Source organism: Paenibacillus barcinonensis (assembly GCF_003217495.1).
GTDB lineage: Bacteria > Bacillota > Bacilli > Paenibacillales > Paenibacillaceae > Paenibacillus > Paenibacillus barcinonensis.
On record NZ_QJSW01000009.1, the window covers coordinates 170919 to 194682 of the forward strand.

Annotated in this window: 25 protein-coding genes; 21 read left to right on the forward strand and 4 right to left on the reverse strand. The window is 50.1% G+C overall.

Annotated elements, in window-relative coordinates; all coding sequences use genetic code 11:
* Positions 1 to 21 precede the first annotated feature (21 nt).
* From DFQ00_RS15820 to DFQ00_RS15860, 9 genes are all read left to right on the forward strand, one after another.
* Entirely contained in the window at positions 22 to 1653 is a 1632-nt protein-coding gene (locus DFQ00_RS15820; RefSeq protein ID WP_110897445.1) for a glycosyltransferase family 4 protein, read from the forward strand.
* 2 nt (positions 1654 to 1655) lie between these two features.
* On the forward strand, positions 1656 to 2747 hold the full coding sequence (gene wecB, locus DFQ00_RS15825) for a non-hydrolyzing UDP-N-acetylglucosamine 2-epimerase (RefSeq protein WP_110897486.1): 1092 nt from the start codon (positions 1656 to 1658) through the stop codon (positions 2745 to 2747).
* Complete coding sequence (locus DFQ00_RS15830) at positions 2740 to 3726, forward strand: polysaccharide biosynthesis protein (RefSeq protein ID WP_110897446.1); 987 nt, start codon at positions 2740 to 2742, stop codon at positions 3724 to 3726. The genes wecB and DFQ00_RS15830 overlap by 8 nt, the downstream gene beginning before the upstream one ends.
* Complete coding sequence (locus DFQ00_RS15835; RefSeq protein ID WP_110897447.1) at positions 3723 to 4550, forward strand: dTDP-4-dehydrorhamnose reductase family protein; 828 nt, start codon at positions 3723 to 3725, stop codon at positions 4548 to 4550. The genes DFQ00_RS15830 and DFQ00_RS15835 overlap by 4 nt, the downstream gene beginning before the upstream one ends.
* Positions 4532 to 5473 (forward strand): NAD-dependent epimerase/dehydratase family protein, encoded by a 942-nt coding sequence (locus tag DFQ00_RS15840; protein WP_110897448.1) that lies wholly within the window; start codon positions 4532 to 4534, stop codon positions 5471 to 5473. The genes DFQ00_RS15835 and DFQ00_RS15840 overlap by 19 nt, the downstream gene beginning before the upstream one ends.
* The gene (locus DFQ00_RS15845) at positions 5470 to 6186 is read left to right on the forward strand and encodes a glycosyltransferase (protein WP_110897449.1); all 717 of its coding nucleotides are present in this window, start codon (positions 5470 to 5472) and stop codon (positions 6184 to 6186) included. Before DFQ00_RS15840 ends, DFQ00_RS15845 begins: the two co-directional genes overlap by 4 nt.
* Positions 6187 to 6200: 14 nt before the next feature.
* Positions 6201 to 6419, forward strand: a complete 219-nt coding sequence (locus DFQ00_RS15850; RefSeq protein ID WP_110897450.1) for a hypothetical protein — start codon at positions 6201 to 6203, stop codon at positions 6417 to 6419.
* Positions 6382 to 7098 carry a glycosyltransferase gene (locus DFQ00_RS15855; protein ID WP_110897451.1) on the forward strand — a complete coding sequence of 239 codons (717 nt, stop codon included), beginning with the start codon at positions 6382 to 6384 and terminating at the stop codon, positions 7096 to 7098. The genes DFQ00_RS15850 and DFQ00_RS15855 overlap by 38 nt, the downstream gene beginning before the upstream one ends.
* A 309-nt stretch (positions 7099 to 7407) precedes the next feature.
* Positions 7408 to 7974: a GNAT family N-acetyltransferase gene (locus DFQ00_RS15860; RefSeq protein ID WP_110897452.1), complete on the forward strand. Its 567-nt coding sequence runs from the start codon at positions 7408 to 7410 to the stop codon at positions 7972 to 7974.
* Positions 7975 to 8097: 123 nt separating this feature from the next.
* Here DFQ00_RS15860 and DFQ00_RS15865 read toward each other — a convergent pair whose 3' ends face one another.
* The 3 genes from DFQ00_RS15865 to DFQ00_RS15870 all read right to left on the reverse strand — a co-directional run bounded on the left by DFQ00_RS15865 (position 8098) and on the right by DFQ00_RS15870 (position 9890).
* Positions 8098 to 8406 carry a hypothetical protein gene (locus tag DFQ00_RS15865; protein ID WP_110897453.1) on the reverse strand — a complete coding sequence of 103 codons (309 nt, stop codon included), beginning with the start codon at positions 8404 to 8406 and terminating at the stop codon, positions 8098 to 8100.
* A gap of 78 nt (positions 8407 to 8484) precedes the next feature.
* Complete coding sequence (locus DFQ00_RS29220; RefSeq protein WP_167433743.1) at positions 8485 to 8655, reverse strand: hypothetical protein; 171 nt, start codon at positions 8653 to 8655, stop codon at positions 8485 to 8487.
* Positions 8652 to 9890, reverse strand: coding sequence for a glycosyltransferase family 4 protein (locus DFQ00_RS15870; RefSeq protein WP_110897454.1), 1239 nt, complete (start codon positions 9888 to 9890; stop codon positions 8652 to 8654). The genes DFQ00_RS29220 and DFQ00_RS15870 overlap by 4 nt, the downstream gene beginning before the upstream one ends.
* Positions 9891 to 10082: 192 nt before the next feature.
* Between DFQ00_RS15870 and DFQ00_RS15875 the strand changes: the two genes are divergently transcribed.
* Both DFQ00_RS15875 and DFQ00_RS15880 read left to right on the forward strand, forming a co-directional pair.
* Positions 10083 to 10442 (forward strand): hypothetical protein, encoded by a 360-nt coding sequence (locus DFQ00_RS15875; protein ID WP_110897455.1) that lies wholly within the window; start codon positions 10083 to 10085, stop codon positions 10440 to 10442.
* Positions 10443 to 10681: 239 nt separating this feature from the next.
* On the forward strand, positions 10682 to 12166 hold the full coding sequence (locus DFQ00_RS15880) for a DHA2 family efflux MFS transporter permease subunit (RefSeq protein WP_110897487.1): 1485 nt from the start codon (positions 10682 to 10684) through the stop codon (positions 12164 to 12166).
* A 140-nt stretch (positions 12167 to 12306) separates the two neighbouring features.
* Here the strand turns inward: DFQ00_RS15880 and DFQ00_RS15885 are convergent, their stop codons facing one another.
* Positions 12307 to 13380, reverse strand: a complete 1074-nt coding sequence (locus DFQ00_RS15885; protein WP_174812155.1) for a glycosyltransferase family 4 protein — start codon at positions 13378 to 13380, stop codon at positions 12307 to 12309.
* A gap of 229 nt (positions 13381 to 13609) precedes the next feature.
* Here DFQ00_RS15885 and DFQ00_RS15890 point away from each other — a divergent pair, with 229 nt between their 5' ends.
* The 10 genes from DFQ00_RS15890 (at position 13610) to DFQ00_RS15935 (ending at position 23066) form a co-directional block, all read left to right on the forward strand.
* The gene (locus DFQ00_RS15890; RefSeq protein ID WP_110897457.1) at positions 13610 to 14794 is read left to right on the forward strand and encodes an ABC transporter ATP-binding protein; all 1185 of its coding nucleotides are present in this window, start codon (positions 13610 to 13612) and stop codon (positions 14792 to 14794) included.
* Positions 14791 to 15507 carry an ABC transporter permease subunit gene (locus DFQ00_RS15895; RefSeq protein WP_110897458.1) on the forward strand — a complete coding sequence of 239 codons (717 nt, stop codon included), beginning with the start codon at positions 14791 to 14793 and terminating at the stop codon, positions 15505 to 15507. Before DFQ00_RS15890 ends, DFQ00_RS15895 begins: the two co-directional genes overlap by 4 nt.
* 4 nt (positions 15508 to 15511) lie before the next feature.
* The gene (locus DFQ00_RS15900) at positions 15512 to 16906 is read left to right on the forward strand and encodes a GldG family protein (RefSeq protein ID WP_110897459.1); all 1395 of its coding nucleotides are present in this window, start codon (positions 15512 to 15514) and stop codon (positions 16904 to 16906) included.
* Complete coding sequence (locus tag DFQ00_RS15905) at positions 16903 to 17958, forward strand: DUF4340 domain-containing protein (protein WP_167433744.1); 1056 nt, start codon at positions 16903 to 16905, stop codon at positions 17956 to 17958. The genes DFQ00_RS15900 and DFQ00_RS15905 overlap by 4 nt, the downstream gene beginning before the upstream one ends.
* Positions 17959 to 18149: 191 nt before the next feature.
* Positions 18150 to 19139: a YhcN/YlaJ family sporulation lipoprotein gene (locus DFQ00_RS15910; RefSeq protein WP_110897461.1), complete on the forward strand. Its 990-nt coding sequence runs from the start codon at positions 18150 to 18152 to the stop codon at positions 19137 to 19139.
* Positions 19140 to 19362: 223 nt separating this feature from the next.
* The gene (locus tag DFQ00_RS15915) at positions 19363 to 19590 is read left to right on the forward strand and encodes a helix-turn-helix domain-containing protein (protein WP_090919235.1); all 228 of its coding nucleotides are present in this window, start codon (positions 19363 to 19365) and stop codon (positions 19588 to 19590) included.
* Positions 19591 to 19816: 226 nt separating this feature from the next.
* Positions 19817 to 20680 (forward strand): MurR/RpiR family transcriptional regulator, encoded by an 864-nt coding sequence (locus tag DFQ00_RS15920; RefSeq protein ID WP_110897462.1) that lies wholly within the window; start codon positions 19817 to 19819, stop codon positions 20678 to 20680.
* A gap of 3 nt (positions 20681 to 20683) precedes the next feature.
* Positions 20684 to 21412: a glucosamine-6-phosphate deaminase gene (nagB, locus tag DFQ00_RS15925; RefSeq protein WP_110897463.1), complete on the forward strand. Its 729-nt coding sequence runs from the start codon at positions 20684 to 20686 to the stop codon at positions 21410 to 21412.
* Positions 21409 to 22617, forward strand: coding sequence for an N-acetylglucosamine-6-phosphate deacetylase (nagA, locus tag DFQ00_RS15930; protein WP_110897464.1), 1209 nt, complete (start codon positions 21409 to 21411; stop codon positions 22615 to 22617). Before nagB ends, nagA begins: the two co-directional genes overlap by 4 nt.
* A gap of 77 nt (positions 22618 to 22694) precedes the next feature.
* Positions 22695 to 23066, forward strand: a complete 372-nt coding sequence (locus DFQ00_RS15935; RefSeq protein ID WP_110897465.1) for a hypothetical protein — start codon at positions 22695 to 22697, stop codon at positions 23064 to 23066.
* Positions 23067 to 23764 lie beyond the last annotated feature (698 nt).

Consider the following 23764-nt stretch of genomic DNA (forward strand, 5'->3'; position numbering starts at 1 on the left):
TTACGGGGTCGGTGTGCGGCCATGGCAATGAAACCAAAGCTGATGTTGTTTTCCCATGTATGCAACACCCGCAGCATCACGGGTGCGGAGAAGCTGCTGCTTCATTTTATGAAAGAGATTGATTCGATCTTTGAATGTGTGCTCGTTGCACCCCAGGAAGGGAAGCTGACCGGACTCGCACGAAGATTCGGCATACACGTTCACCTATGTAATCTGCCGATGCTTCACGGTGTGTACACTCCTTATCTGGGCATTGCGCAGGATGCTGAAAATCTGCGGCATACGCCGGCGTTTCAAGATGCCCTTTCCCTGCTGCAGCGTTACAAGCCGGACATGATTCTGACGAATACTTGTGTCAATGTGATGCCTGCCGTGGCTGCAAAATCATTGGGCATTCCGGTCATCTGGAAAATTACCGAGATTATTCAGACGACGGAACATACAGCTGAAGCGATCCAGATGATCGGCCGCTACGCAGACTGGATTGTTGGTATTTCGGAGACAGCGGCAGCACCCTTCAAGCAAGCGGGGATGAGTGACCGAATTACTGTTATTCCCCCGACATGGGAGCCGTCTCTGCCTGCCCCGGATCGCTGGCTGCATCTGCGTGAGCGCAAACGCAAGCAGCTTGGCCTGAAAGGCACGCACACCTGCATCGGTTATATTTCTTCCTTTATATATGATGCAAAAGGTTTAAAGCCCTTTGTGGATATGGCACTGAAATTGTGTGAGACACAGCCGCGCTGTCGCTTCTGGATTATCGGTGCACCTTCGGACAAAAAGTATTACGACGAATGTGTAGCCCGGGTGAAACGTTCCGGGTATGCCAAACGCTTTATTTTCACCACATTTGAGGAAAATGTGTCTCTGGCTTACACCGCAATGGATATCGTTGTGATCCCGAGCATGGTGAAGGAAGGCTTTGGTATGACAGCGCTGGAGGGGCTTTATTTTGCCAAACCCGTCATCGCTTTCGCTCAGGGCGGTCTCAAGGAATTGATGGAATCGGTGGGCAGCGGTGCGTTTCTCGCCCCGCCTGGGGATAGTGAAGCGCTTGTTACGCTGGCATTGACGCTGCTGAATGATTCGGAGCTGGCTTCGGATACCGGATGGCGCAACAGGACAGAAGCGGAAAAGCTGTATGGTATTGAAACCTACCGAGCGAAGCTGCATACGATGGTCACACAGTGGTTATTGCGTTTTCCCGGATGGTTCAAATATATTCAGCCGCCCAACGGGCCTGTCTTGACATGGGGAGAGGGCGGACTGCGCACGGTGCTGGCATCTGATCCGTCGCTCGTTAGAGCACTGCTGTTGCCAGAGAGTGTTGTGCAGCTTCTGCCTCGTTCTTCGCTACCTCCGATAGCCGTCGAGCTTCATGATGGAGGAGCCGTGCAGCCCCGCAAGGCAGAGAAGCGCATGCAGCCAGCAGAGCTTACCAAGAAGCGTCGCCGCAAGAAAGGAATATTAGCTGTCCGGCGCGGGCTTAAAAGGCTGAAGCGAGGTGCGCGCATCGGGAGGAAAAGCGGTGTGACACGTAAAGCAGCGGGACGAAGCATCACAGCTTCGAAAGGGGCCTCACGCAGACGTTCCTCCGGGAGAAAGACACGCAAGAAAACAGGGTCCAAAAAACACGATAGAAGGCAGGGATGACGATGAAGATCATGACCGTGCTGGGTACGAGACCTGAGATTATTCGGCTCAGCCTGATCATCTCCAAGCTGGACCAGTACGCATCCAAACATATTCTGATCCACACGGGACAGAACTTCACTGAAAGTCTCAGCGGTCTTTTCTTCAAAGAGATGGGTCTGCGTGCCCCGGATTATGTGCTGCAGGATGAAGCCGCCTCGTTGGGGCGGCAGCTGTCCTCCATGTTTACACAGATGGAAGACTTGATTTTGCAAGAAAAGCCCGACAAGTTGCTTCTGCTCGGAGACACGAACAGTGCCTTATGTGCTGTACTCGCCGAGCGAATGGGAATTCCTGTTATTCACATGGAGGCAGGCAATCGTTGCTTCGATCTGGATGTGCCGGAGGAGAAAAATCGCCGTGTGATTGATGCCATCTCTACTATAAATATGCCGTACACCGAGCAAAGCAAGAAACATCTCGTCAGTGAAGGGGTGCCCAGCCGCCGTATTGTGCTTACAGGCAATCCGATCTATGAGGTGATGCAGCACTATAGCGGGCAGGTCAATGCCAGCAAAATTTTGAGAAAGCTCCGGCTGAAGCCCGGTCAATATTTTCTCGTTACGGCTCATCGCGCTGAAAATGTGGATTACCCGCCTCATCTGCTGCAGATTATGAAGGGGCTCAATCAGGTGGCGGAGGAGCATGGACTACGTGTCATATGCAGCATTCATCCGCGAACGGCGATTCGGATCTCGGAGCACCTGCAACTTGAGATGCATCCGTTGGTGGAATTCCACGAGCCGTTTGGCTTTTTCGATTTTGTCATGCTGGAGCGCCATGCGCGCTGTGCACTTACCGATAGCGGAACAGTGCAGGAGGAATGCTGCATTATGGGTGTGCCCACAGTGACGATGCGCCGGACAACCGAGCGTCCGGAAACGGTGGACTGTGGCAGCAACGTGGTTTCGGGTCTGGATGCGGCACGAATTGCGGACTGTGTAAACGTGATGATCAAGCTGCCGAATGATTGGGATTGTCCGCAGGGTTACAAGGCAACAGATGTATCCAGTAAAGTGGTTAAATTTCTGCTTGGAGGGAAAATGCATGTTTGAAAATAAGCGTATACTCGTGACTGGCGGTACGGGATCATGGGGGTATGAGCTTGTCGCTCAACTGCTGCCTCAGCAGCCCAAGGAAATTATCGTTTATTCCCGCAACGAGTCCAGCCAGGTAGCCATGAGCCGTGAGTTCGAGGACCCTCGTCTGCTGTTTCGCATTGGAGATATTCGTGACAAGGATGCTTTGACCGCGGCCTGCCAGCATGTGGACTATGTGTTTCATCTGGCTGCACTCAAGCATGTGCCGGTATGTGAAGATCAGCCTTACGAGGCTCTCAAAACTAATGTGATCGGCACACAAAATGTCATTGAAGCAGCAATTGAGAACAAAGTTAAAAAAGTAATCTATATTTCAACCGACAAAGCGGCGAATCCGTCGAATTTCTACGGGATGACCAAGGCAATTGGCGAGAAATTGATTGTTTATGCCAATCTGCTGCACAGTGATACCAAGTTTGTCACGGTACGTGGCGGCAATGTGCTCGGCACGAACGGCAGTGTTGTGCATCTGTTCAAAAATCAGATTCGCCAAAAAGGTGAAGTGTCCATTACGGACATGGGCATGACCCGCTTTTTCCTTACGCTGAAGGACGCCATTACCCTGCTATTCAAGGCTTCGGTGGAAAGTGTGGGTGGAGAAATCTTTGTCATGACGATGCCAACATGCAAAATTGTTGATCTTGCCGAAGTGCTGATTGAGGACTCCGGGGTGGCGAACGTAGCTATTGTAGAGCGCGGTATCCGTCCGGGCGAGAAAATTCATGAAATACTAATGAGCGAATTCGAAAGCATGACTACCGTGGTGTATGACGAGCAGTATCTGGTGATTCTGCCAACGCTCGGAATTCCGGGGCTGCGTGAGCACTATACGAATTGCCCGCATGTGCCCTACAGCAGCTTTAGCTCGGAACATCAGCTTATGACCAAAGACGAAATTCGTGAAATTCTGAAACGTGGAGGGTTTCTGTCATGAAGCTGCTGATTCTTGGGGGGAACGGAATGGCCGGCCATATTCTGGTCGACTATTTCCGCCGTCAAGGTGTGCACAGCGTCTTCTACACCACCCGGGACGTGACAGACCCCAATGGCTTGATCCTGGATGTGAACGACAGCTTCATGGTCGACAGGCTTGTAGAAGCGGTGCACCCTGACGTGGTTATTAACGCGGTTGGTGTGCTGAACAGCTTCGCTGACAAGGATAAAATCACGGCATATCACATTAACGGTTTCTTGCCACATCGTCTGCGGCGTATGGCTGATTCCATCGGTGCACGTCTGATTCATATCAGTACAGACTGTGTGTTTAGCGGAAATCGCGGTGCATACCGGGAGCATGACGTAACCGATGGAACCTCCTCCTACGCCATCACCAAAGCGCTAGGTGAGGTGCTGGATGAAGGACACTTAACAATTCGAACGTCCATTATTGGACCTGAAATCCGGCAGGGCGGCATAGGTCTGATGCAGTGGTTCATGTCAAGCAAAGGCCAGGTCGGCGGGTACACTCGTGTATTCTGGAATGGTGTCACAACACTTGAGTTAGCCAAATGGGTAGATCATTATCTGGACTCGCCTGTTAGCGGTCTGATTCATCTTGCTCATCCTGCCCCGCTAAGCAAGCATGATCTGCTTGTGCTGTTCCAGCAGGTCTGGAACAAGCAGGATGTGAGGATTGTGCCGGACGACAGTGTGGTGCAGAATCGAACATTGGTATCTACCCGTGAGGATGTGAAGACAGACCTGCCGGAGTATTCAACAATGCTGAAGGAGCTGGCATTATGGATGGAGCAGAGCTGACGGGGAAAAAGGTGCTGATTACCGGCGCCTCCGGATTTACCGGGCGACACGCGGTACATTATTTTCAAGGTGCCGGGGCTGACGTTACAGCTGTTGTCCGTAGGCCGGATATATATGCGTTTGACGAGAAGGTAAGTGTATACGTCTGTGATTTGAATGATAAACACCAGGTGCGGGAACTGATCAGGCACGTTCAGCCGGACTATGTGCTGCATCTTGCTGGCAAAAACTCGGTTCCCGATTCCTGGGCTAATCCGCTGTTAGTGCTCGAAACAAATGTGATGGCGGTGTTATATCTGCTGGATGCGCTCCGCTGCTGTCCAGATGTCCGCACGGTTATTGTTGGCTCCAGGCTCAAGTATACACCCGAGCCCGGACATGTGCCTGCCCCGCCGCATCCATACAGCTTGAGCAAAGCGCTGGAGGAGATGGTGTCGCTGTCCTGGATGTCCCTGTTTGGTCAGCAGATTATGCTGGCTGAGCCGGGCAATCTGATTGGTGCCGGCCCATCCACGGGTATCTGTTCTCTGCTCGCGCGGCATGTGGCGGCCTGTGAACAGACAGGCAAAACGGAAGCCTTCCGTCTATCCGGGAGAGATAACACCCGTGATTTTCTGGATGTGCGGGATGCCGTTCGGGCTTATGCTGTTTTACTTCTGCATGGCACCAGCGGGAGGGTGTATCCGGTAGTATCCGGGGTGGAGCGAAGCCTTGGCGAGATTGCGGATCTCTTGTTGTCTATGACCGATGCAGAGGTGCCGATGCGCTGGGACGGTGCTTCTTCCGGCCCGGACGGTGCAGGGAAGCAGGAGGAATTGCCTGCGCTGCGCAAGCTGGGCTGGCGACCACAAATCAGCTTTGAGGATTCGCTGCGGGACATTCTGAGCGATGTGCGTGCCCACCAAGGGAGGATAACTGAATGAATCCACGTGTATCTATTGTCATTCCGTTCTACAATTGTCCGTATGTGCCGCAGGCCATTCAGAGTGCGTTGAATCAGACTTATGCCGAGGTGGAGGTCATTGTTGTTAACGATGGTTCCACAAGGCATGAGGAGCTGCTCCAGCCTTATTTGCCGCATATCAACGTGCTTGGCAAAAGCAACGGGGGTACCGCCTCCGCGCTGAATCACGGCATTCGTCATGCCTCAGGTGATTATGTGGCCTGGCTAAGCTCGGATGACTCCTTCTATCCTGACAAAATTCGTTATCAGCTTGAATTCATGCAGCGTGAGCAAGTGCTCGTCTCACATACGAATTTTCATTATATTAATGAGCATTCGGCAGTGACCAGAATGCATGCCGGTCCGGGGCCGATGTCTGAGCTGGATTTTCTACGCCGCTTTAATGGCTCCAACCCGGTGAATGGATGCACGGTCATGATCCGCAAGGATCTGTTCGGCGGCGTAGGGCTGTTTGATGAGTTGCTGCCCTACACGCATGATCTGGATCTCTGGCTGCGTATCCTGCTTAACGGCCATCGCTTCCCGTATCTGAATGAGCCGCTTACGGCGTATCGCTGGCATGGGGGGATGGGGTCGGTTCGTCATGCGGATGCGATCGGCAGAGAAGCAGCCATGGTCTGGTCCAGGTATCGCGAACCGCTGCTGCAGCGTATTGCTGCGCTTGGCGGGTAGCGAGAGAGGCCGTTATGAAGCCGCACAGCGTGCTGATTGACGGCCTGTTTGGCGTAGCCTTTTTGCGAGGAGCAGGAGGATTAAAATGTACGTTCACCATGTCGCAGATGCCCGCTACGCTTGATCTGAACCTTCATATACTGGAGGAGATGCAGCAGTTTACAGCAGAGATTTGTGCAGGAAGGGGAGGCTCGGATGGAACCGAAGGTATCAATCGTGATTCCTTTTTATAATTGCCGATATATTGAGCAGGCTGTTCATAGCGCTCTCCACCAGACGTATCCCCATATTGAGGTGATCGTGGTGGATGATGGCTCGACCAGTCATGTAGAGCGGCTGCAGCCGTTCATGGATCAGATTCATTACATTCGCAAAGAGAACGGGGGCACAGCGACAGCGCTCAACGAAGGTATTAAGCATGCAACAGGGGATTATTTTGTCTGGCTGAGCTCAGATGATGTCATGCTGCTGAACCGGGTGGAGAAACAGCTGCAGTTCATGCTTGCAGTGCAGGCTTTGTTCTGTCACGGTGCGTACCATTATGTAAATGAGCACGGTGAATGGCTGGATACGGTAAAGCCTGAGGTGGGCAGTCGTCTGGAGATGCTGCAGGTGCTGATGGAAGGCTGTCCGATCAACGGATGCACCGTGATGGTGAAGATGGAGGCATTTGAGCGCTTTGGCATGTTCGACACCAATTTTCGGTATACGCATGACTATGAGATGTGGCTGAGGCTTTTTCCGCTGTATGAGCTCTTTTATTTCAATGAGCCCCTCATGTGTTACCGGCTGCACGAGTCGATGGGAACGAAGCGTCATTTCAAGGAACTGGTCGCGGAGATGGAGCTCGTTCAGAAGAAGCATCGCCCGATTTTGCTCAACTTGCTGCAAGTGGGCGGGTACTGGAAGTAAGGAATGATCGCCGTTCTGAGTAAGGAACCGGATGTGGATGTATATGGGAGCGAACATCTGTAAAGCTTTGTTGACAAGCTGAAGGGTGAACGCTCTTTTTTTATAGCGGGCAGGAGAAAAGAAGAAAGAAGTAAATAGGAAAGAAGTAAAGAAGTAAAGAAGAAAGAAGTGAAAGAATACTGTTCGCATGATGGGATAAAGAATTTTGAGTATAATGAGTGATGACTTGTACATAGAAGGGACTGAACTATGCGCAGATATCAATATGGAGTGACCCGACGATAACATTAACTATTGGAGGTTAACGTATTGATTACTGAATTACACACGAACCGATTAGATCTACGTCAAATGAAGGAAACCGATGCTGCTGACCTGTTTCAAGTATGGTCTGATCCAGAGGTTGCTAGATTTATGAATATCTCTCCTTTTACAGCTGAACAACAAGCGGTAGAGATGATACGGATGCTCGCTGATCTTGCACAGAAGAAGCAGGCTATACGCTTCTCCATTATGGAGAAGGAGTCAGGTACAATTATGGGCTCCTGTGGCTACAATTATTTTGATTTTGAGCAGGCGAGAGCGGAGATTGGATATGATCTTGCCAGAGCTTATTGGGGCAAGGGATACGCGGCAGAGGCGGTCTCAGCCTTGTTAGATCGTGGTTTTAATTCGCTCGGACTGAACCGGCTTGAAGCTAAAGTTGACCCTCGCAACGTGAATTCGATCAGACTGCTGGAGAAGCTTGGCTTCACAAGAGAAGGGCTGCTGAGAGCTTATGAGAGGGAAGAAACTGGCGCAGAAGCAGGAACAGGGTCAGGGTCAGGAGGCATCTTTAATGATCTGTATATGTATTCGAGATTGGCCTCGGATTGAGAGAACAGCTTTAACATTGGGGGATAAGAAATAAAATAACCATGACAAAAGAAGCTGCAGATTCACTCTGTGGCTTCTTTTGCGTGTTTTTCCAAAATGGGAATACCTTCTCAGGATGAAGCATTATGGACCGTTCACTTTGTTCACTTTGAATTCACCTATGACGGTTTTTTCATCAAGTTCATAGAGTGAGATTGCCCGGCCGTCTGGGTTAAGTGTTAACTGACGTTTAACAGCCTCTTCAGGTGTTTCAGGGTCCTCGCCGATTAACTCAGATGAGCGTACATAACCAATTGTGCCATCTGTTCCTTGTGTAAGATGGGAATCATTCGCTGCGTACCCGGTGACGTAAAAGGCTGATGCAGTGACTATGACTAATGTGGAGAGTGCCAGAGCAATAAGTCGTTTCGTTTCGATCTCAAGCTGTTCCATCCTTTGATGTAAACATCTGTTATCCAAAATATAACATAATATTTACAAGAAAAGGACGATATTTCTGACATTCATCTTTTATTCTTTCTCATTCAAAATAATCATGGATGCCGGATCGGGAAATACATATCCTCTTGGAAGCTTCTGCATAAGTGTGTTCATCGTCTCGTAATCCACCTCAATATGAGGTGTGGAGACGGGAACGGAAAACCAGCGGTTGTACAGATCACTTGGAACGAGCAGTGTCATGTCGAAAGTCCTCCTCTATAGATAGCTTCCTGATACACTTGCAGCGTGCGCAGCCCCATTTCTTCCAAAGAACGATGCTGTTCAGCCCAAGCTTTGGCAGCAGCTCCTACTGCTTTGCGGGTTGCCTGATCCTGAAGCAGCGCCTGTAACAGCTCACTTAGCGAATCGGCATTCTGCGGCGGCACGACCCAGCCTGTGCGTTCGGGTTCGACCATTTCGGGCATGCCCGCTGTACCGCTTACGATGACGGGCACGCCTGCAAGCTGTGCCTCGGTGACGGAGAAGGGTTGGGTGTCCTGAAGGCTCGGCTGCACGTAAATATCAGCATGCTTCAGAAAGGAAGGAATATTGTCCAGCTTGCCCCAGAATACGATGTCGGATGTGATACCGGCCTTGGCTGCCTGATCCCGCAATTCCTCTAACAGAGTGCCTTCTCCCGCAATCCAGCATACCCAATCTGAACGTTTTGTTTTCAGGCGGGCAAGTGCCTGGATTAACACATGCACGCCTTTGATATACTCCAGCCTTCCTGTAAAAGCAATGACCTTTTTACCTGCAGGCGGGCGATGGGGGAATCTGGCCGCCGCGGCTTTGCGATAGGTTGGCAGATCAACGGCATACGGAATCTGTCTGAATTTGGATGCTGGCACGCCTATATCGGTGAGTGTGCTTTTAATCCAGTGGCTCGACACCAGAATCAGCTCGGACTGTGCTGCACTTCGCTGCTCCAGTGAGAGGAAATAACGTCCACGTTTGGATTGTAGATAGGCAGGCAAGGTTAGCTGCGGGTTGGAAGTCTGCGCATCATAGAATGCTTCGCGGGCCAATGCACCGTGATAACTGGTGACAAGTGGGATGTTACGTTTCAAAATCCGTTTAATTGCCACAGCTGCAACAGGGTCCTGTGCATGGATCACATCATAATGCTCTATCCCCAGATGGGCTGCAGCCATCTCGAATGCATAGCGGTTCAACTCGTAATAGGCCAGCAGGGAATCTGCTGTGAATTGAGGCAAATTGGTGGGATTCAGCTTAGCTTGTAGCATTGGCCACACCAGATTTTTGGAAAAGGAACGATTCAGGTTGCGAATATACACTTCGTTGCTTGCACTATGGGTACCCATGATATCTACTTCTACACCCAGGGAAATGAGTCTGTCGGCGAGCTGCCTGATGTAAGTCCAGATGCCACCCATATGTGTAAGCTCCCAATACGTAACGAGCAGAACTCTCATAACAACCTCCTTGTCATGACCTGCACAGGCTGAACTCCTATCCTGTTATTCTATGAACCAAGAGGGGAGTAAGGCCGGGCATTGGCTGTAAATCCTTAAAATTGGGTGATGGTGAAGGCGATTGGACGAGAAGCTGCATATTCTGTTTACAGGGGTAGCTTGTGAATTCAGGCTCCGCAGGAGGGATGCAGGATGGCAGCTTATATGATGCAGATACATGAGAACGTACTACAGACTCATATTCCAGTGAAGTATATTGATGTGGAGGTTGCGTATGTCGGAGACGGGGAAGGAGCAGATGTGTATGTTGGTGCAGCGAGCAATCACGGTGAAACGTACCGATATCTATTCTATGTAAGTGCAGGTCCCGAGGCAGCAGGGAATCATCAGGTTGTGCATCATCTGCACGTATCGTCCGAAGTCTGTGTTCTGAAAATATTCAGCAACAGTTCTGTGCCGAATCATCTCGTCATTCGAATCTATTGCCGCAGCGGAGCGGGAGAGCTGATTGGTGTGTTATCAGAGCATCAGATGTTGAAGCTCGCCGATTGATCTATATTTAAAATCAGGAGCAGGTGTAAGACCTGCTCCTTTTTTTTGTCGTTTATTTCTGTGAAAAATCCTTTTTAAAAATAGCTTGACAGCAAAGGTATTTTGTTTAAAATTAAACCAGTATCAAACATAAGTTTAAAACAAAAGTTTAAAACGAAGGTTTGAAAAAAATCGTAATGACAGGCAGTCCACAGGCTGTTAACGGGCAGCCGCAGGATGCCGGAAAAGAGAGTGAGTACGTGAAACAACAGACAGCAGCACCTCAGGAGACAGAAGCCTTTTCAATCAAAACGATTATTCTGCCCCTCTTGTCCATCATTGTTGGAATGATTATGGTCATTCTGGACAGCACGGTAGTTAACGTCGCTATACCAAATCTTGTACAGTATTTCAAGACAGATCTGAAAACCATTCAATGGACGGTTACAGGATATACCCTGGCGTTATCCGCAGTTATTCCATTGGCAGGATGGCTGACCGATCGTTTTGGAGCAAAAAGAGTATTTTTGTTCACCATTGCCATGTTTACACTAGGCTCTGTGTTGTGCTCCATTGCCCAATCGCCTGAACAGCTAATTGTGTTTCGTGTTATTCAGGGTCTTGGGGGAGGCATGGTTGCCCCGATCGGAATGGCGATGGTTTTTCGCTTGGCTCCGCCTGAACGCAGAGGCTCCATTATGGGCATGCTCGGTATTCCGATGCTGCTTGCTCCTGCGCTCGGCCCCGTACTGTCTGGCTGGTTTATTGAATCGGTGAGCTGGCACTGGATTTTCCTGATCAATCTGCCAATCGGTATCGCAGCTTTTATTCTGTGTGTTCGATTTTTGCCGGATACCGATCGCGGACGTACACCTTCACTGGATCTGCTCGGGATGATTCTGGCTCCAATCGCTTTCTCCATGCTGGCTTATGGGGTGAGTGAAGGCGGAACAAGCTGGACGTCTTCAACCACACTGACTGGTATCATCGTCGGCGGCGTGGCGCTGATTCTCTTCATCATCGTAGAGCTGCGCCAGCAAAACCCATTACTTGAGCTACGGGTATTTGGTTCCATGGACTTCTCCAGAGGTATTGTTCTCGCTTGGGTAGCACAGGTAGCTTTGTTCGGTTCCATGATTCTCATTCCGCTCTATCTGCAGCAGATCAAAGGATACACTCCTTTGGAAACAGGACTTATCCTGCTGCCCCAAGCACTTGCTTCCGGTATCTCAATGCCGCTCGGCGGTCGATTGTTTGACAGAATCGGGGCAAGACCGCTGGCCTTTGTTGGTCTCGGTATTATCTCAGGAGCCTTGTTTATTCTGTCCTCCATTACAGCAACAACAGGCCTTGGACTGATTATTACGGCCCTTCTTATGATGGGATTTGGTATGGGCTTGTCCATGATGCCGCTCAACACACACGTCCTGAATGCGGCACCGCGCAAGCTGGTTGCACGTGTAACACCGCTGACGGCTGCTGCCCAGCAGGTTGTTGTTTCCTTTGCTGTAGCGGGCCTTACAGGCTACCTGACCTCTCGCGTCACGAGCAATACGACAGGTACAGGAAAAGCAGACATCGTGAACGGGCTGGTTAGCGGCTTCAACGATACGTTTTTCCTCGCAGCATGTATTGCCCTGTTCGGATGTCTGCTTAGTCTGATTCTTCGCAAGCCGAAACGTATGCCTGAACCGGAGCTTCAGAGCGGGGATCAGCCTGATCCTGCGATGATGATGGGCCACTAAGGCAGCTTAACAAATGAGTATTTTAATATATATAGATCATCGTCAAATTTAAATCAATTGAAGGCAGTCTAGGGGACGTATCTCTCTGGACTGCCTTTTCTACATGCTGCGATCTGTTTTTAGATAAAGCTGGTTAACAATTAATGAAAGATGCGCAGTGCAGTCATCATCTCACGGAAAGAGGCTGCATATCGGTCCGGGGAGAAGGAGCGGTTGAGATGCTGTCTTCCCTGAATGCGAATATACTCCCGCAGCTTCTTGTTATTCATCAGGTCCAGAGCTTCATTCACTGCGACCTGCACATTGCCAAGGGGGTAGAACTTCCCGGTTTGGTTATGTGTGATGAAGGAGCGAACGCCATCCGAATCGGTACTGAGGACGGGACAGCCACAGCTGATGGCCTCGGCCACGGCGTAACCGAACCCCTCGAGTAAAGAGGTGGAGAGCATGATGCCTCCTGAAGCTGCAACCATGGAGTAAAAGGCTGGCATCTGTGAGTGTGGTACATTAATGAAAATGCCGATACGATCTTCCAATCCGAATTCGGCCAGCATGTGCCGGAACATGACCTCGTCTTCTGGATTAGCCAGAGTAGGATCGTGGAATAGCCAGAGTCTGGCCTTGGGTTTCTTTTTAATAACTGTTTTGCAGATTTCGAGATATTCACGCCAGTTTTTGTTATGCTCCAGCCGTCCGACCCATGCAAGAACAGGATATGGCGGTGCTTCTACGGATAGGGGGGCAAAGGTATCTGTATCCAGCATGTTTGGTATGACAAAACGATGCAGCCATGGACAGATATGAATGAACATATCGAGCAGATGATCGGTTGGTGGCAGAACTGCAGCATCGCAGTGTGCTTGAAGATAGGGGACACTCATTGTAATCGTCTCCAGAGCCTGATCCCGTGTTCCAAGCCCTTGGGCTTCGAAGATAATCCGTCCTGTGTAACCGAGACCTCTCAGACGGCCAGGCATGGCAATATCAGAAGTGGTAATAATGGCATCATAGTGCTCGGAGTGGATCAAATGATGAATATCCTGATCGCTGGAAGCTGTGAAAATACGTGTGTCACTGCTGTTCTGCAAGCCTGAGCCTGTATTTAAATATAATAAATGTGCCTCGATGCCATGGCGCTTCAGTACGGCAGTTCGCAGTCGATTCAGTGTATCAACACCCCCGCTGGGAACATAAAACGTGAACAATACCTTCACACGGTTCACCCTCTGACTTTTGGTCAGGAGCTCATTCTCCTGTACTCCATGGTACGTTTAACCGAAGGTCGGGGTGTGGGTATAAGATTGTATGTTCACAATTTAGACACAAAATATTAAGGTTTATTTTAAGTGAAATTAAGCTAGGACTAGGATACATCTCGTATCATACAAATGATTTCCGTGTAGAGTTAGTCATGCTGCTGCACGGGTATTTCAACGGGAAAGGATGAAGGACGTGCTCGAAGTGAGACAGGTGAGCAAAGTGTACGAAGGACAGCGCGGTGTGCACCAACTGGACTTCACCATGGAACGGGGCGAGATCGTCGGTTTTCTGGGGCCGAACGGTGCTGGCAAAACGACAACGATGCGTATGATCACTGGTTATTTACATCCCACGGCAGGCTCAGTGCTGGTCGATGGTGTCTCGGTGCATGATCAGGGACGCAGCGTTCGCGCTAAGATTGGTTATCTGCCGGAGACACCCCCGCTATATCCTGATATGACGGTGCAGTCGTATCTCAAGTTTGTCGCGAATCTGAGAGATGTTCCAGCACGTGAGGTCAAGCTGCGTGTCAGTGAAATGGTCAGCAGACTGGGACTGCAGGGCAGGGAAAAACAAATGGTGCGTGGTTTGTCCAAAGGCTACAAGCAGCGTCTGGGACTTGCAGGAGCCATTATACATAAGCCTGACTTGCTCGTACTGGATGAGCCGACCTCAGGGCTTGATCCAAATCAAATTATCGAAATCCGCGATTTAATTCGGGAACTCGGTGAAAATCATACGGTGCTGCTTAGCACACATATTTTGCCTGAGGTAAGCACACTTTGCAACCGAATGCTGATCATTAATCAGGGAAAACTTGTATTGGACGGATCGCCTCATGAACTTGGCTCAGCGATGGGAGATCGCTTCAAGGTATCACTCGAAGTGAAAGCTACAGAGCAACAGCTGATGGATGTATTAACACCGTGGGAGAAGGCGCATGGTGAGGTACTCACCGGCTCCTCTTTAACCTCAACGCCCACTCAATCTTATTCGCTCTCAGCAGCCTCTGAAGAAGGCACAGTATCGGAATCCATTGCTTCAGACGCATCCGAGAATGCTGTAAATGCTATATCCGGTACAACCTCAACCGTCCGAGTCAGACTCACAGGGGAAACGGCAGAGGATTTCCGGGAAGAGCTCTTTTATCTTTTATCCGGTGCAGGCTTGCCGATTCTGGAGATGAAGCGTGAGAACCTCAGTCTGGAGCAGATATTCCTGAAGTTAACGACATCAGAACCTGAGGCTGCTTCGGAGACAGCAGCCGATACAGGAACTGAAGCTCAAGGAAATGAGCATACCCCAGAGGTTCAGACTGCATCTGAGCGTGGAATGTCGGATTCCGATTCAGGGGAGGGAAGCCAATGAGACGAATGATGGCGATCTGTACCAAGGAGCTACAGGCTTATTTCCTGTCGCCGACTTCTTATTTTGCTTTTGCCGTATATGTGCTGATGACCAGTCTGTTGTTCTATTCAAGCTTTGTATATGTGCAGCCGAGTATTGTAGACTACCGCCTCGTATTAGGTGATACGTTGTCGATGCTGCTTTTTGTGGTGCCATTGTTGACCATGCGACTTGTTGCAGAGGAGTTCAGGCAGGGCACGGACGAGCTGCTGCTGACTTCGCCAACACGAGTGACCGAGATTATTATCGGCAAATATCTGGCTTCCCTGGCTATACTGCTTGTATTGATTCTATGCAGTCTGGTGTATCCGTTCATTATGTCGTTCTATGGAAAGCTGGACCTGACCTCTGTCTGGTTATCTGCGCTCGGTCTGTTCTTTCTGGGCGGCAGCATGATGGCGATTGGACTGTTTGCTTCCACATTGTCCCAACATCAGATGGTGTCTGCGGTGGCGGGTTTTATTATGTTGCTCGTTTTGTGGATGCTTGATTCATTCGCAGGTAATACGGGGTCTGCATTGCAGAAGTGGCTTGATCCGTTTGCGCTGACCAATCACTTTGACAGCTTCACCAAAGGGGTGCTCAGTGGGCCGGATGTTCTATACTATGTCACGCTTACGGGTGTGTTTTTACTGTTAAGCATTCAAATTGTGGAACGGAAGCGGTGGAGGTGAGAAGATGAAAAAATGGCTAAGTCATACCAACAGTACCGTTTTGTCTGTCGCGGTGATTGGCATTTTTATTTTGCTGACCCTGTTCCTGAACTCGCTTGGCGGCTTCCAGCTCGACCTGACCTCGAATAAGCAATATACGTTATCAGACCAATCCCTGACGGCGATTGAAAATGTAAAGAATGACGTCAATATTCTCGTATTAACGGTTGAAAATGCCAATAACACGGTCCTGAATCGTGAAGTATCAGATATGGTTCAGGAATATACCAAACGTAATAGCAAGCTGCAAATGAAGCAGTACAACTTGACGCAGGAGCCAGCACTTGCTTCCAAATACGGCATCACGGGCAGCTCGATTGTGCTGGAGCAGGGTGATCGTCATAAAGTGATCGACATTGCCAGTCTGTTCACGGCGAACGGGGATGGAAGCGATGGGTCGTATCAGTTTACCGGGGAGGAGAAGCTAACACAGGCCCTGCTGAATCTCTCTTCTACAGAAACCAGCAAAATGGTATTTCTGACCGGGCATGAAGAGCTGAGTCTCAATCAGATGTCGACCCTTCGCTCCTCGCTGGAACAGAATAATATCAACACAGAGGAGCTACAGCTGAATCAGGCTGGTAAAGTACCGGAAGGTACAGATGTGCTCGCGATTATCGGACCGCAGCGTGATCTGAGTGACGCGGAGCTGAAAGAGATTCGGACTTATATGAGCAAGGGGGGCAAGCTGCTTATTTCCCTTGGTTTTGCAGAAGATATGAAATCAGGCTGGAAAAACATTGATGCCTTGATCGCAGATTATGGCGTGGTGGATGAGCATGCGGTTATGGTGGATAACAAGCAGGCCAGCACGATGGGTCCGCTGTGGGTGGTGCCGGAGTATGGCAGTCATGCGATCACAGACAAGCTTGCTCAGAACAAGCTGTACCCGATGCTGTCCCTGTCGATTGCACTGACAAGCAAGCAGCAAGATAAATACAAGCTGGCACCGCTTATGCATTCCTCGAATGATAGTTATGGCGAGACGAACATTGGCGGGCTGCTGCAAAATGAAACGAATAATGATAAAAATGCAGACATTCAGGGTCCCGTCGAACTCGGTTATGCAGTGGATACGAAGGATGGCAAGCCCAAAGCGGTCATTCTGGGATCGTCTATTTTCATGCAGGATTCGCAAATTACGAATGGTGGTAATCGGGATTTTATTTTGAATACCGTCAATTATTTGAGTGAAAAACAAGACGGTCTGACGATCCGACCACGGGTTCAGGCCGGATATGAGGTTGCATATCTGGATGGTCAGCAGGCCCGAACGATCTTTTTTGCGGCGATTGTAGCATTCCCGCTTGTCTTTGTAATCATCGGTGTACTCTTATGGTGGAGGCGCAGACGGGTATGAAAAAGCTAATACCAACGATGGTTGTCGTTGTGATATTGATTGCGGGCTGGCTGTATGCAGCCAATCACAATTATTTTCGGGAAGAAGAGGCGGTACAGGCGAAGCTTCTTGGTGTAGCTTCAGCAGATATTCAGGCGATTACGCTGTATGAAGGCGAGGGAGATAAGTCAGGCGGAGGCACAAATGCAAATGCTTCAAGGGCTGTCTCGACCCTTGAGCGAAAAGATGGCATCTGGCAGATGTCACAGCCGAAGGCTTATCCGCTGAACGAATACAGTATGGGCAGCTGGCTTGATGCGCTGAGCGGCGCACATCAGGACATGGTTGTGGAAGAGTCGCCCAAGGATGTAGAGAAGTATGGCTTGGGCAGCACAGCCACAACACTGGATATCAAAGTGAAGGATGGGCGTGAGCTTAAACTGGTGATCGGCAAGCAGCTGCCTGCGGGTGATGCACATTATGTGCGAGTCGATGCAGGACCGGTGGTGGCTGTCGGTAATGAAGCCGTAACGAATATCGCCCTTACACGTCATTCTTTGCTGGACACTACCCCGTTCAATATGGACGAAGCCAATGTCCGCACACTGGAATGGGAGGGCGAGGCGGCGAGCTGGATGCTCAAGGCATCAGCACAAGGAGATACCGCATCCGAGCACGCTTGGACGTTAAATGGCAGCCCCATTCAGGCAGAGGATGCAATCTCGCTCATTGGCAACATCAAAAACCTTACGACGGCCGAAGACGTTCGCAAAGCATCGGAATTGAAAGGAGCCATCCCCCGTTCGACACTGTCTGTTGAACAGCAGGTGAACGGGCAGGAGACAACTACGGTGTATCGTTTGCTGACCCTATCCTCTGAGCCTGATCAGATCTGGGTAATCACCCCGGACGGGGAGTGGGCCTATGCGATGGATGCAGCAGCGCTCAAGGAAGCTGAGGAGTTTCCAGCCAGCATTAAAAATGCGTCATCCGCTTCTTCAGATCAAAAGCGTTCCTCGGTTGATTCGGAGTCTGATACATCTTCAACTGCTACGGCAACTTCGAGGAAGTGAAATTGGTCAAAAATAGACAGCTGAATCAGGAGAAGCACAGTTCTGCACTAAATGCAGGTACTGTGCTTTTTGGTGAGCGCGAGCTCCAGTCAGGCCGGTTAAAGTGCCATATCCTTTCAGCATATCGGTAACTCCAGAGGCGCATCCTATCTATGTGAACCAAACCAACCACATTGGAGGATGAACATTACATGCCAACAGTCAAAAAGGCAACAGCGATTACGTTATCATTGTCTACTGCAATTTTTGTAATGGCCGGCTTGACAGGTTGTGGGAATCGCGATCACAATTTACACACGCAAAGTGTACGTGAACAGGCGCATGGCATCAATCGGTATGGCGTTGAGACCAATGGAATGGATGGAATCCGTGCGCGGAGTTACCGGATGCACAATGTTACCGATCTGCGATCCAGTGATGAGCTGGCGAAGCGTATAGCAGAGATGAAGGAAGTGGAATCTGCGCATGTCATGTTAACGGATCGTAACGCATACGTTGCTGTTCGTTTAGCGAATGGACATGCAGGCAAGCTGGGAAGTAAATCAACCGGACATGTGGGCAATCGTATGAATGGCACGATGCGTAACTATGCCAGTGACACGATGCGCGGCGGAAGTATGAATCAGGACATGGGCGGGATGCGAGTTTATGGTGGATCAGGCACCATGTCTCCATACAGCACAAGCGGAATTGCTCCGGGACTGAATACCGGTACAGCAACAGACCGCAGCCATATGGGCAATGATCGCGGCATCTATGGCACGATGGGCACAGGCGCAGTAGGCATGATGCGTGGCCTGACCAAGAGCGGTACAGCTCGCCCGATGAATGAGAGCCAATATGGCACAAGAAGTGAACGTCCACGTATGATGGACAGTTCCGACGATAACACGCCCGAAGAGATCAAAGGCAAAATTTCAGCCAAAATCAAACAATTTGCACCGAACGTTGAGAATGTGTACGTATCCGCTAATCCAGACTTTGTAGGTCAGGTGGAGAACTATGCTGCCGATCTGCGTAACGGTAAACCGGTCAGCGGTATGATCGACACATTCCAGTCGATGGTGGAGCGTATTTTCCCGACCAATGCGGCTGAAACCAATCACCGTGACGGTGTGCTGGGTGATGGTGTCATGAACCGTAATCATAATGGCGGCATGATGAATCGAATGAATCGGTAAGATGCCGAGATGAGCAAGTGTGCCTTTGCGGCGGGATGCATCCACTGCAAGGGCATATTTGTTATAAGTTGACGAATCAGCCTAATCAGGACAATGCATGCTCAAAAAGCAGCCCATTTTTCTTCTAAAACTGAACCAACACCCCTGACCTTACATAAGATGAGTTGACTGTATCCCCTTAACCTTGTTACACCAACACAACCCGAGCAAGGAGGGGTGAACATTGAAGGGTATCGATCATCATAAAAGCAAATTTTTGTTAACCCACCGTGAACGCGAAGTATTCGAATTGCTGGTTCAGGACAAAACAACGCGTGACATCGCAGGGCAGTTATTCATCAGCGAGAAAACGGTGCGTAACCATATCTCCAATGTGATGCAGAAACTCAATGTTAAGGGTCGTTCGCAGGCAGTTGTAGAGCTGATTAAGCTTGGAGAACTGAAGATCTAGCTGCGAACCGCAGTTCAATGTGGCAGCACAAAAGCCTTTCTCTATCCTTCAGTATGAAGCATGGGGAAAGGCTTTTTTGTTTTTCTAGGGTCGTCCATTCCTGAAATCAATGTTACTGAAAATCCTCTTGCCCTGCGAGAGGGTCTTGATTAAAATAAAGATGTAAAAATAATTTTCTTTATAATTCGATAAAATGTAAAAATAATTTTCATTTAAAGAGGTGCTTATGGCAGCTATCTTACATGCATTGCAGCAAGAAATAGATAACTTGCCGTCTCAGGAAAGACGGATCGCCGAGGTGATTTTGCAATCGCCGTCTGACGTGCCGGGCATGACCATCAACCGATTGGCAGAGCTGAGCGGGACAAGCGCGGCGACGGTGACCCGTTTTTGCAAATCCTTTCACTTTAAAGGTTTTCCCGATCTCAAAATGAAGCTTGCGGCCGAGCTGTCACAGACACCGAACGAAACGGCCTATCAGGATATTGTTGCAGGCAACTCGTTATCCAAAATAGTGGAGGCCATTGAAGCGAATCATCTGGCTTCTATCGCGGATACGACTCGTCTGCTCGATCTGGGCAGGCTGGAACAATCTGTGCAGCTGCTCTGTCAGGCCCGGCGCATCGACCTGTACGGCGTGGCGACCTCGTCCATCGTGACACAGGATTTCTATCAGAAGCTGGTGCGGATCGGCAAAAGCTGTACTGCCTTTTCCGATTCTCATATGCAGATTACATCCGCTTCCTCGTTAGGAGCAGGCGATGTGGCGATGGCCGTATCGTATTCAGGGGAAACGCCGGAAACGATTGATGCACTAACCTGTGCCAAGCAAGCCGGAGCTTCCACCATATCGCTGACCTCTTACGGCAATAACACACTGGCTGAAACGGCAGATATCCCGCTGTTTACGTCCTCGCTTGAGGAAGGAATGCGACGCGGGGATATGGCTTCACGTATCGCGTTGCTGCATGTGATTGATATTTTATTCACAGGTATGGTCAGTGCAGATTTTGATCAATTTATACCCAAGCTTGAGCAGTCGTATCACAATGTGCAGTCCTATCGTTTCCATCACACCGGAGGTGCTTGACAGATGAATATTCGTATTTTTGAAAATGAAGAAGACTTAAACGCAACAGGAGCAGGGCTGATCGCCAGCTTGCTGCAAACGAAACCACGAGCTGTATTGGGACTTGCAACCGGAAGCTCGCCTGTAGGCATATATAAGCAGTTAATTGCGATGTATCAAAAGGGATTGGTGAGCTTCGCCCAAGCCTCTTCCTTCAATCTGGATGAATACGTGGGCTTGCCGACAGAGCATCGTGAAAGCTACCGCAGTTTTATGAATGAGCAGCTGTTTCATCATATTGATATGGACTTGTCCCGTACAAATGTGCCGAATGGCGAGGCAGCAGACCTGGCAGAGGAATGTGCAAGTTATGAGCAGCGCCTGGAGGAGTGGGGGCCTGTAGACCTGCAATTGCTGGGCATCGGGCATAATGGTCATATCGGTTTTAATGAGCCAGGAACGGAATTAACTGGTCGCACCCATGTGGTGGATTTGAAGGAAGAGACGAGAAAAGCCAATGCACGTTTTTTTGACAGCATCGACGAAGTTCCAGCGCAAGCGATTACGATGGGAGTCGGTTCTATTTTAAAAGCAAAACAAATTCTGCTCATTGCCCGTGGCGAAGAGAAGGCCGAGATTATTCGCGAAGCGTTTATGGGTCCAATTACAACCTCCTGCCCGGCATCCTTGCTGCAATGTCATCCGAATGTGGTTGTGCTGCTGGATCGTGCCGCAGGGAGGCTGGTTAGATGACCAAAGCCCGTAAAGCCGGTGGCGAGTTGGGAAAAAAATTAACCTTGCTCCGCGGCAGGCTGCTGCTTCCGAATGAACTGTTGGAGGATGGTCTGATCGCCTGGCGCGCCGATAAGATTGTATATGCTGGCATACCCGAGGGGCTGCCTGAAGCCATTCGGCGAGAAGCAGGCGCGCTTCCAGCTAAAGGGTCGGGCCTGATCGTACCTGGCTTTATTGATATTCATGTGCACGGCGGCAACGGAGAAGATTTCATGGATGCAAGCCCGAAGGTGCTGGACAAGATCACGTCGTTTCACAGCTCGCAGGGAACAACAGCGATGCTGGCGACATCCATGACGGCTCCTAAGGAGCGTCTGGATCATGTTTTGGCCGAGGTAGACCGCTACCGTTCTGTGGAAATGCCATATGCACAGCTGGAGGGCGTGCATTTGGAGGGGCCTTTTTTCAGCCCAAAATGGCCGGGCGCTCAGAATCCCGATCATATTGTGTTTCCCGACGTGACTTGGCTGCAGGGTTGGGAGAAGCAGTATCCGGGTCTGATTCGTCAGGTGACGCTTGCGCCAGAGCGTGAGGGTGCGCTGGAGGTGATCTCCTGGCTGAGGGAGCAGCGCATTACCGCCGCTCTTGGTCACACCGACGCAACCTACGACGATGTACAGCGAGCAGTAGAAGCAGGCTTACATCATGCTGTGCATACGTTTAATGCGATGACACCGCTGCACCACCGTGAGCCGGGAACGGCCGGGGCTGTGCTCAGTGATCCGCGAATCAGTGCGGAAGTGATTGCCGATGGCATTCATGTGCATCCTGCCGCAATTTCGATTCTTGCTCAATTGAAGCAGGGGAATGATCAGCTTGTGCTGATTACCGATGCGATGTCCGCAGCCGGGCTGCACGATGGGGAATACAAGATCGGGGATCTGCCTGTCATCGTGAAGAACGGCGAGGCTCGTCTGAAGGAAGGTGGTGCTTTGGCGGGAAGCACTTTGACCATGGTACGCGGCTTCCGTTATCTCGTGCAGGAAGTGGGAATGAGTCTGGTAGCTGCGTCAAGGGCAGCGAGTCTGACACCGGCACGTCTGCTTGGTATTGAGCATCGTACCGGTTCCCTGACGCAGGGAAAACAGGCGGATATCGTTTTGCTGGATGAAGAGCTGCAGATTGATGTGGTCTGGGTGAAGGGCAGAAGAATTGGCGGTTGAGAGGTAATACGCTGAACAATATGGTAGAATAGATCTCAAAAAATGAGATCTGCGGATCGTTCACGGAGGCATGAACCATGGAACGTAACGCCATGCTGGAACATGATCCGTTTATCCCCGTGCTGGCCGAGAAGCTGCACATTCACGGATATTATGCTTTTTATGGCGAGCATTACAATGAGACGGATATGGAGCAGTACCGCAAACATTTGTTTACGACCTTTAACAACATTGTATGGATTGAGCTGGATGCACGCAAAAAGTACATGATCGTAGATCATCGTGGTCGCAATACGGTGATGAAGCTGATTGAGGGCATGCTGAACACGCGCAGAACACTGCGAGCCAATCAAGCGATGGCAGGCACCGACACGACAGACGTGGATAAGGAAATAACACATTTCTCGAAGCTGGTGCACATTCTGAAATTTACGACATTTCGCATGTAATTGTGCGCCCAAGGAAGTGCCCGATGGAATAACTGGATGAAGGCAAGATGGACGGAATGATGAAGTCCCACACGAATTAGAGGCATGATTCATTCGCAGTTCGAGTCCCGTTGTCCCTGCGCTAACGATTCTGAGAGACCTTTTTACCCGATTCCGGCACATTTCAAATTTTAATGATCACCAGACATGTTATTACATGTGAATTAGCGATTTTGGAATGGAGAAGCATGAGTTTCGTCAAATAAGGCTGGTACGGATCGTTAGATGTTTCAAACTGTCTAAAATGGTGAAATAAGCTTTCCTGAGATCGTTGCTATGAACGTTTTAGTCAAGCCCAACACAAAAATGATGCAATTTAGCCCGAAGCCCTAAGCGCGGGGGTCCATATGCGAGCGACGGTTGGCACGCTGCTATCCGTGGGTTGGTTACCACATGTTATGCCTTCGTCAAGGAGAGCTTCTACAAGCTAGAAACGCACGTCCAGCCGCTAACGGGCTTGGTGCAAACGATCTTCGTGGATTCTCTCCCGAACCTTTCCATGAACCCCCGGGCTTAAAGCTCCGGATTTTACCCTTTCCCCTTGCGACGAACGTCTCGATCGAATGCAACACCAATTACTGGGCGTTCGGCTGTTCTATGGTTCGGGCAACCGCCCAAATAAAACCCATCAGTTCACGCGCTACAGCGGCAATTGCCAC

Coding starts and splice junctions, on each gene's coding strand:
- DFQ00_RS15845 (WP_110897449.1), top strand. CDS start 5,470: ATGAATCCACGTGTATCTATTGTCATTCCGTTCTACAATTGTCCGTAT.
- DFQ00_RS15835 (WP_110897447.1), top strand. CDS start 3,723: ATGAAGCTGCTGATTCTTGGGGGGAACGGAATGGCCGGCCATATTCTG.
- DFQ00_RS15840 (WP_110897448.1), top strand. CDS start 4,532: ATGGATGGAGCAGAGCTGACGGGGAAAAAGGTGCTGATTACCGGCGCC.
- DFQ00_RS15920 (WP_110897462.1), top strand. CDS start 19,817: ATGGCAGCTATCTTACATGCATTGCAGCAAGAAATAGATAACTTGCCG.
- DFQ00_RS15935 (WP_110897465.1), top strand. CDS start 22,695: ATGGAACGTAACGCCATGCTGGAACATGATCCGTTTATCCCCGTGCTG.
- DFQ00_RS15870 (WP_110897454.1), bottom strand. CDS start 9,890: ATGAGAGTTCTGCTCGTTACGTATTGGGAGCTTACACATATGGGTGGC.
- DFQ00_RS29220 (WP_167433743.1), bottom strand. CDS start 8,655: ATGACACTGCTCGTTCCAAGTGATCTGTACAACCGCTGGTTTTCCGTT.
- DFQ00_RS15910 (WP_110897461.1), top strand. CDS start 18,150: ATGCCAACAGTCAAAAAGGCAACAGCGATTACGTTATCATTGTCTACT.
- DFQ00_RS15905 (WP_167433744.1), top strand. CDS start 16,903: ATGAAAAAGCTAATACCAACGATGGTTGTCGTTGTGATATTGATTGCG.
- DFQ00_RS15865 (WP_110897453.1), bottom strand. CDS start 8,406: ATGGAACAGCTTGAGATCGAAACGAAACGACTTATTGCTCTGGCACTC.
- DFQ00_RS15820 (WP_110897445.1), top strand. CDS start 22: ATGGCAATGAAACCAAAGCTGATGTTGTTTTCCCATGTATGCAACACC.
- DFQ00_RS15900 (WP_110897459.1), top strand. CDS start 15,512: ATGAAAAAATGGCTAAGTCATACCAACAGTACCGTTTTGTCTGTCGCG.
- nagB (WP_110897463.1), top strand. CDS start 20,684: ATGAATATTCGTATTTTTGAAAATGAAGAAGACTTAAACGCAACAGGA.
- wecB (WP_110897486.1), top strand. CDS start 1,656: ATGAAGATCATGACCGTGCTGGGTACGAGACCTGAGATTATTCGGCTC.
- DFQ00_RS15855 (WP_110897451.1), top strand. CDS start 6,382: ATGGAACCGAAGGTATCAATCGTGATTCCTTTTTATAATTGCCGATAT.
- DFQ00_RS15850 (WP_110897450.1), top strand. CDS start 6,201: ATGAAGCCGCACAGCGTGCTGATTGACGGCCTGTTTGGCGTAGCCTTT.
- DFQ00_RS15875 (WP_110897455.1), top strand. CDS start 10,083: ATGGCAGCTTATATGATGCAGATACATGAGAACGTACTACAGACTCAT.
- DFQ00_RS15890 (WP_110897457.1), top strand. CDS start 13,610: ATGAAGGACGTGCTCGAAGTGAGACAGGTGAGCAAAGTGTACGAAGGA.
- DFQ00_RS15830 (WP_110897446.1), top strand. CDS start 2,740: ATGTTTGAAAATAAGCGTATACTCGTGACTGGCGGTACGGGATCATGG.
- DFQ00_RS15895 (WP_110897458.1), top strand. CDS start 14,791: ATGAGACGAATGATGGCGATCTGTACCAAGGAGCTACAGGCTTATTTC.
- nagA (WP_110897464.1), top strand. CDS start 21,409: ATGACCAAAGCCCGTAAAGCCGGTGGCGAGTTGGGAAAAAAATTAACC.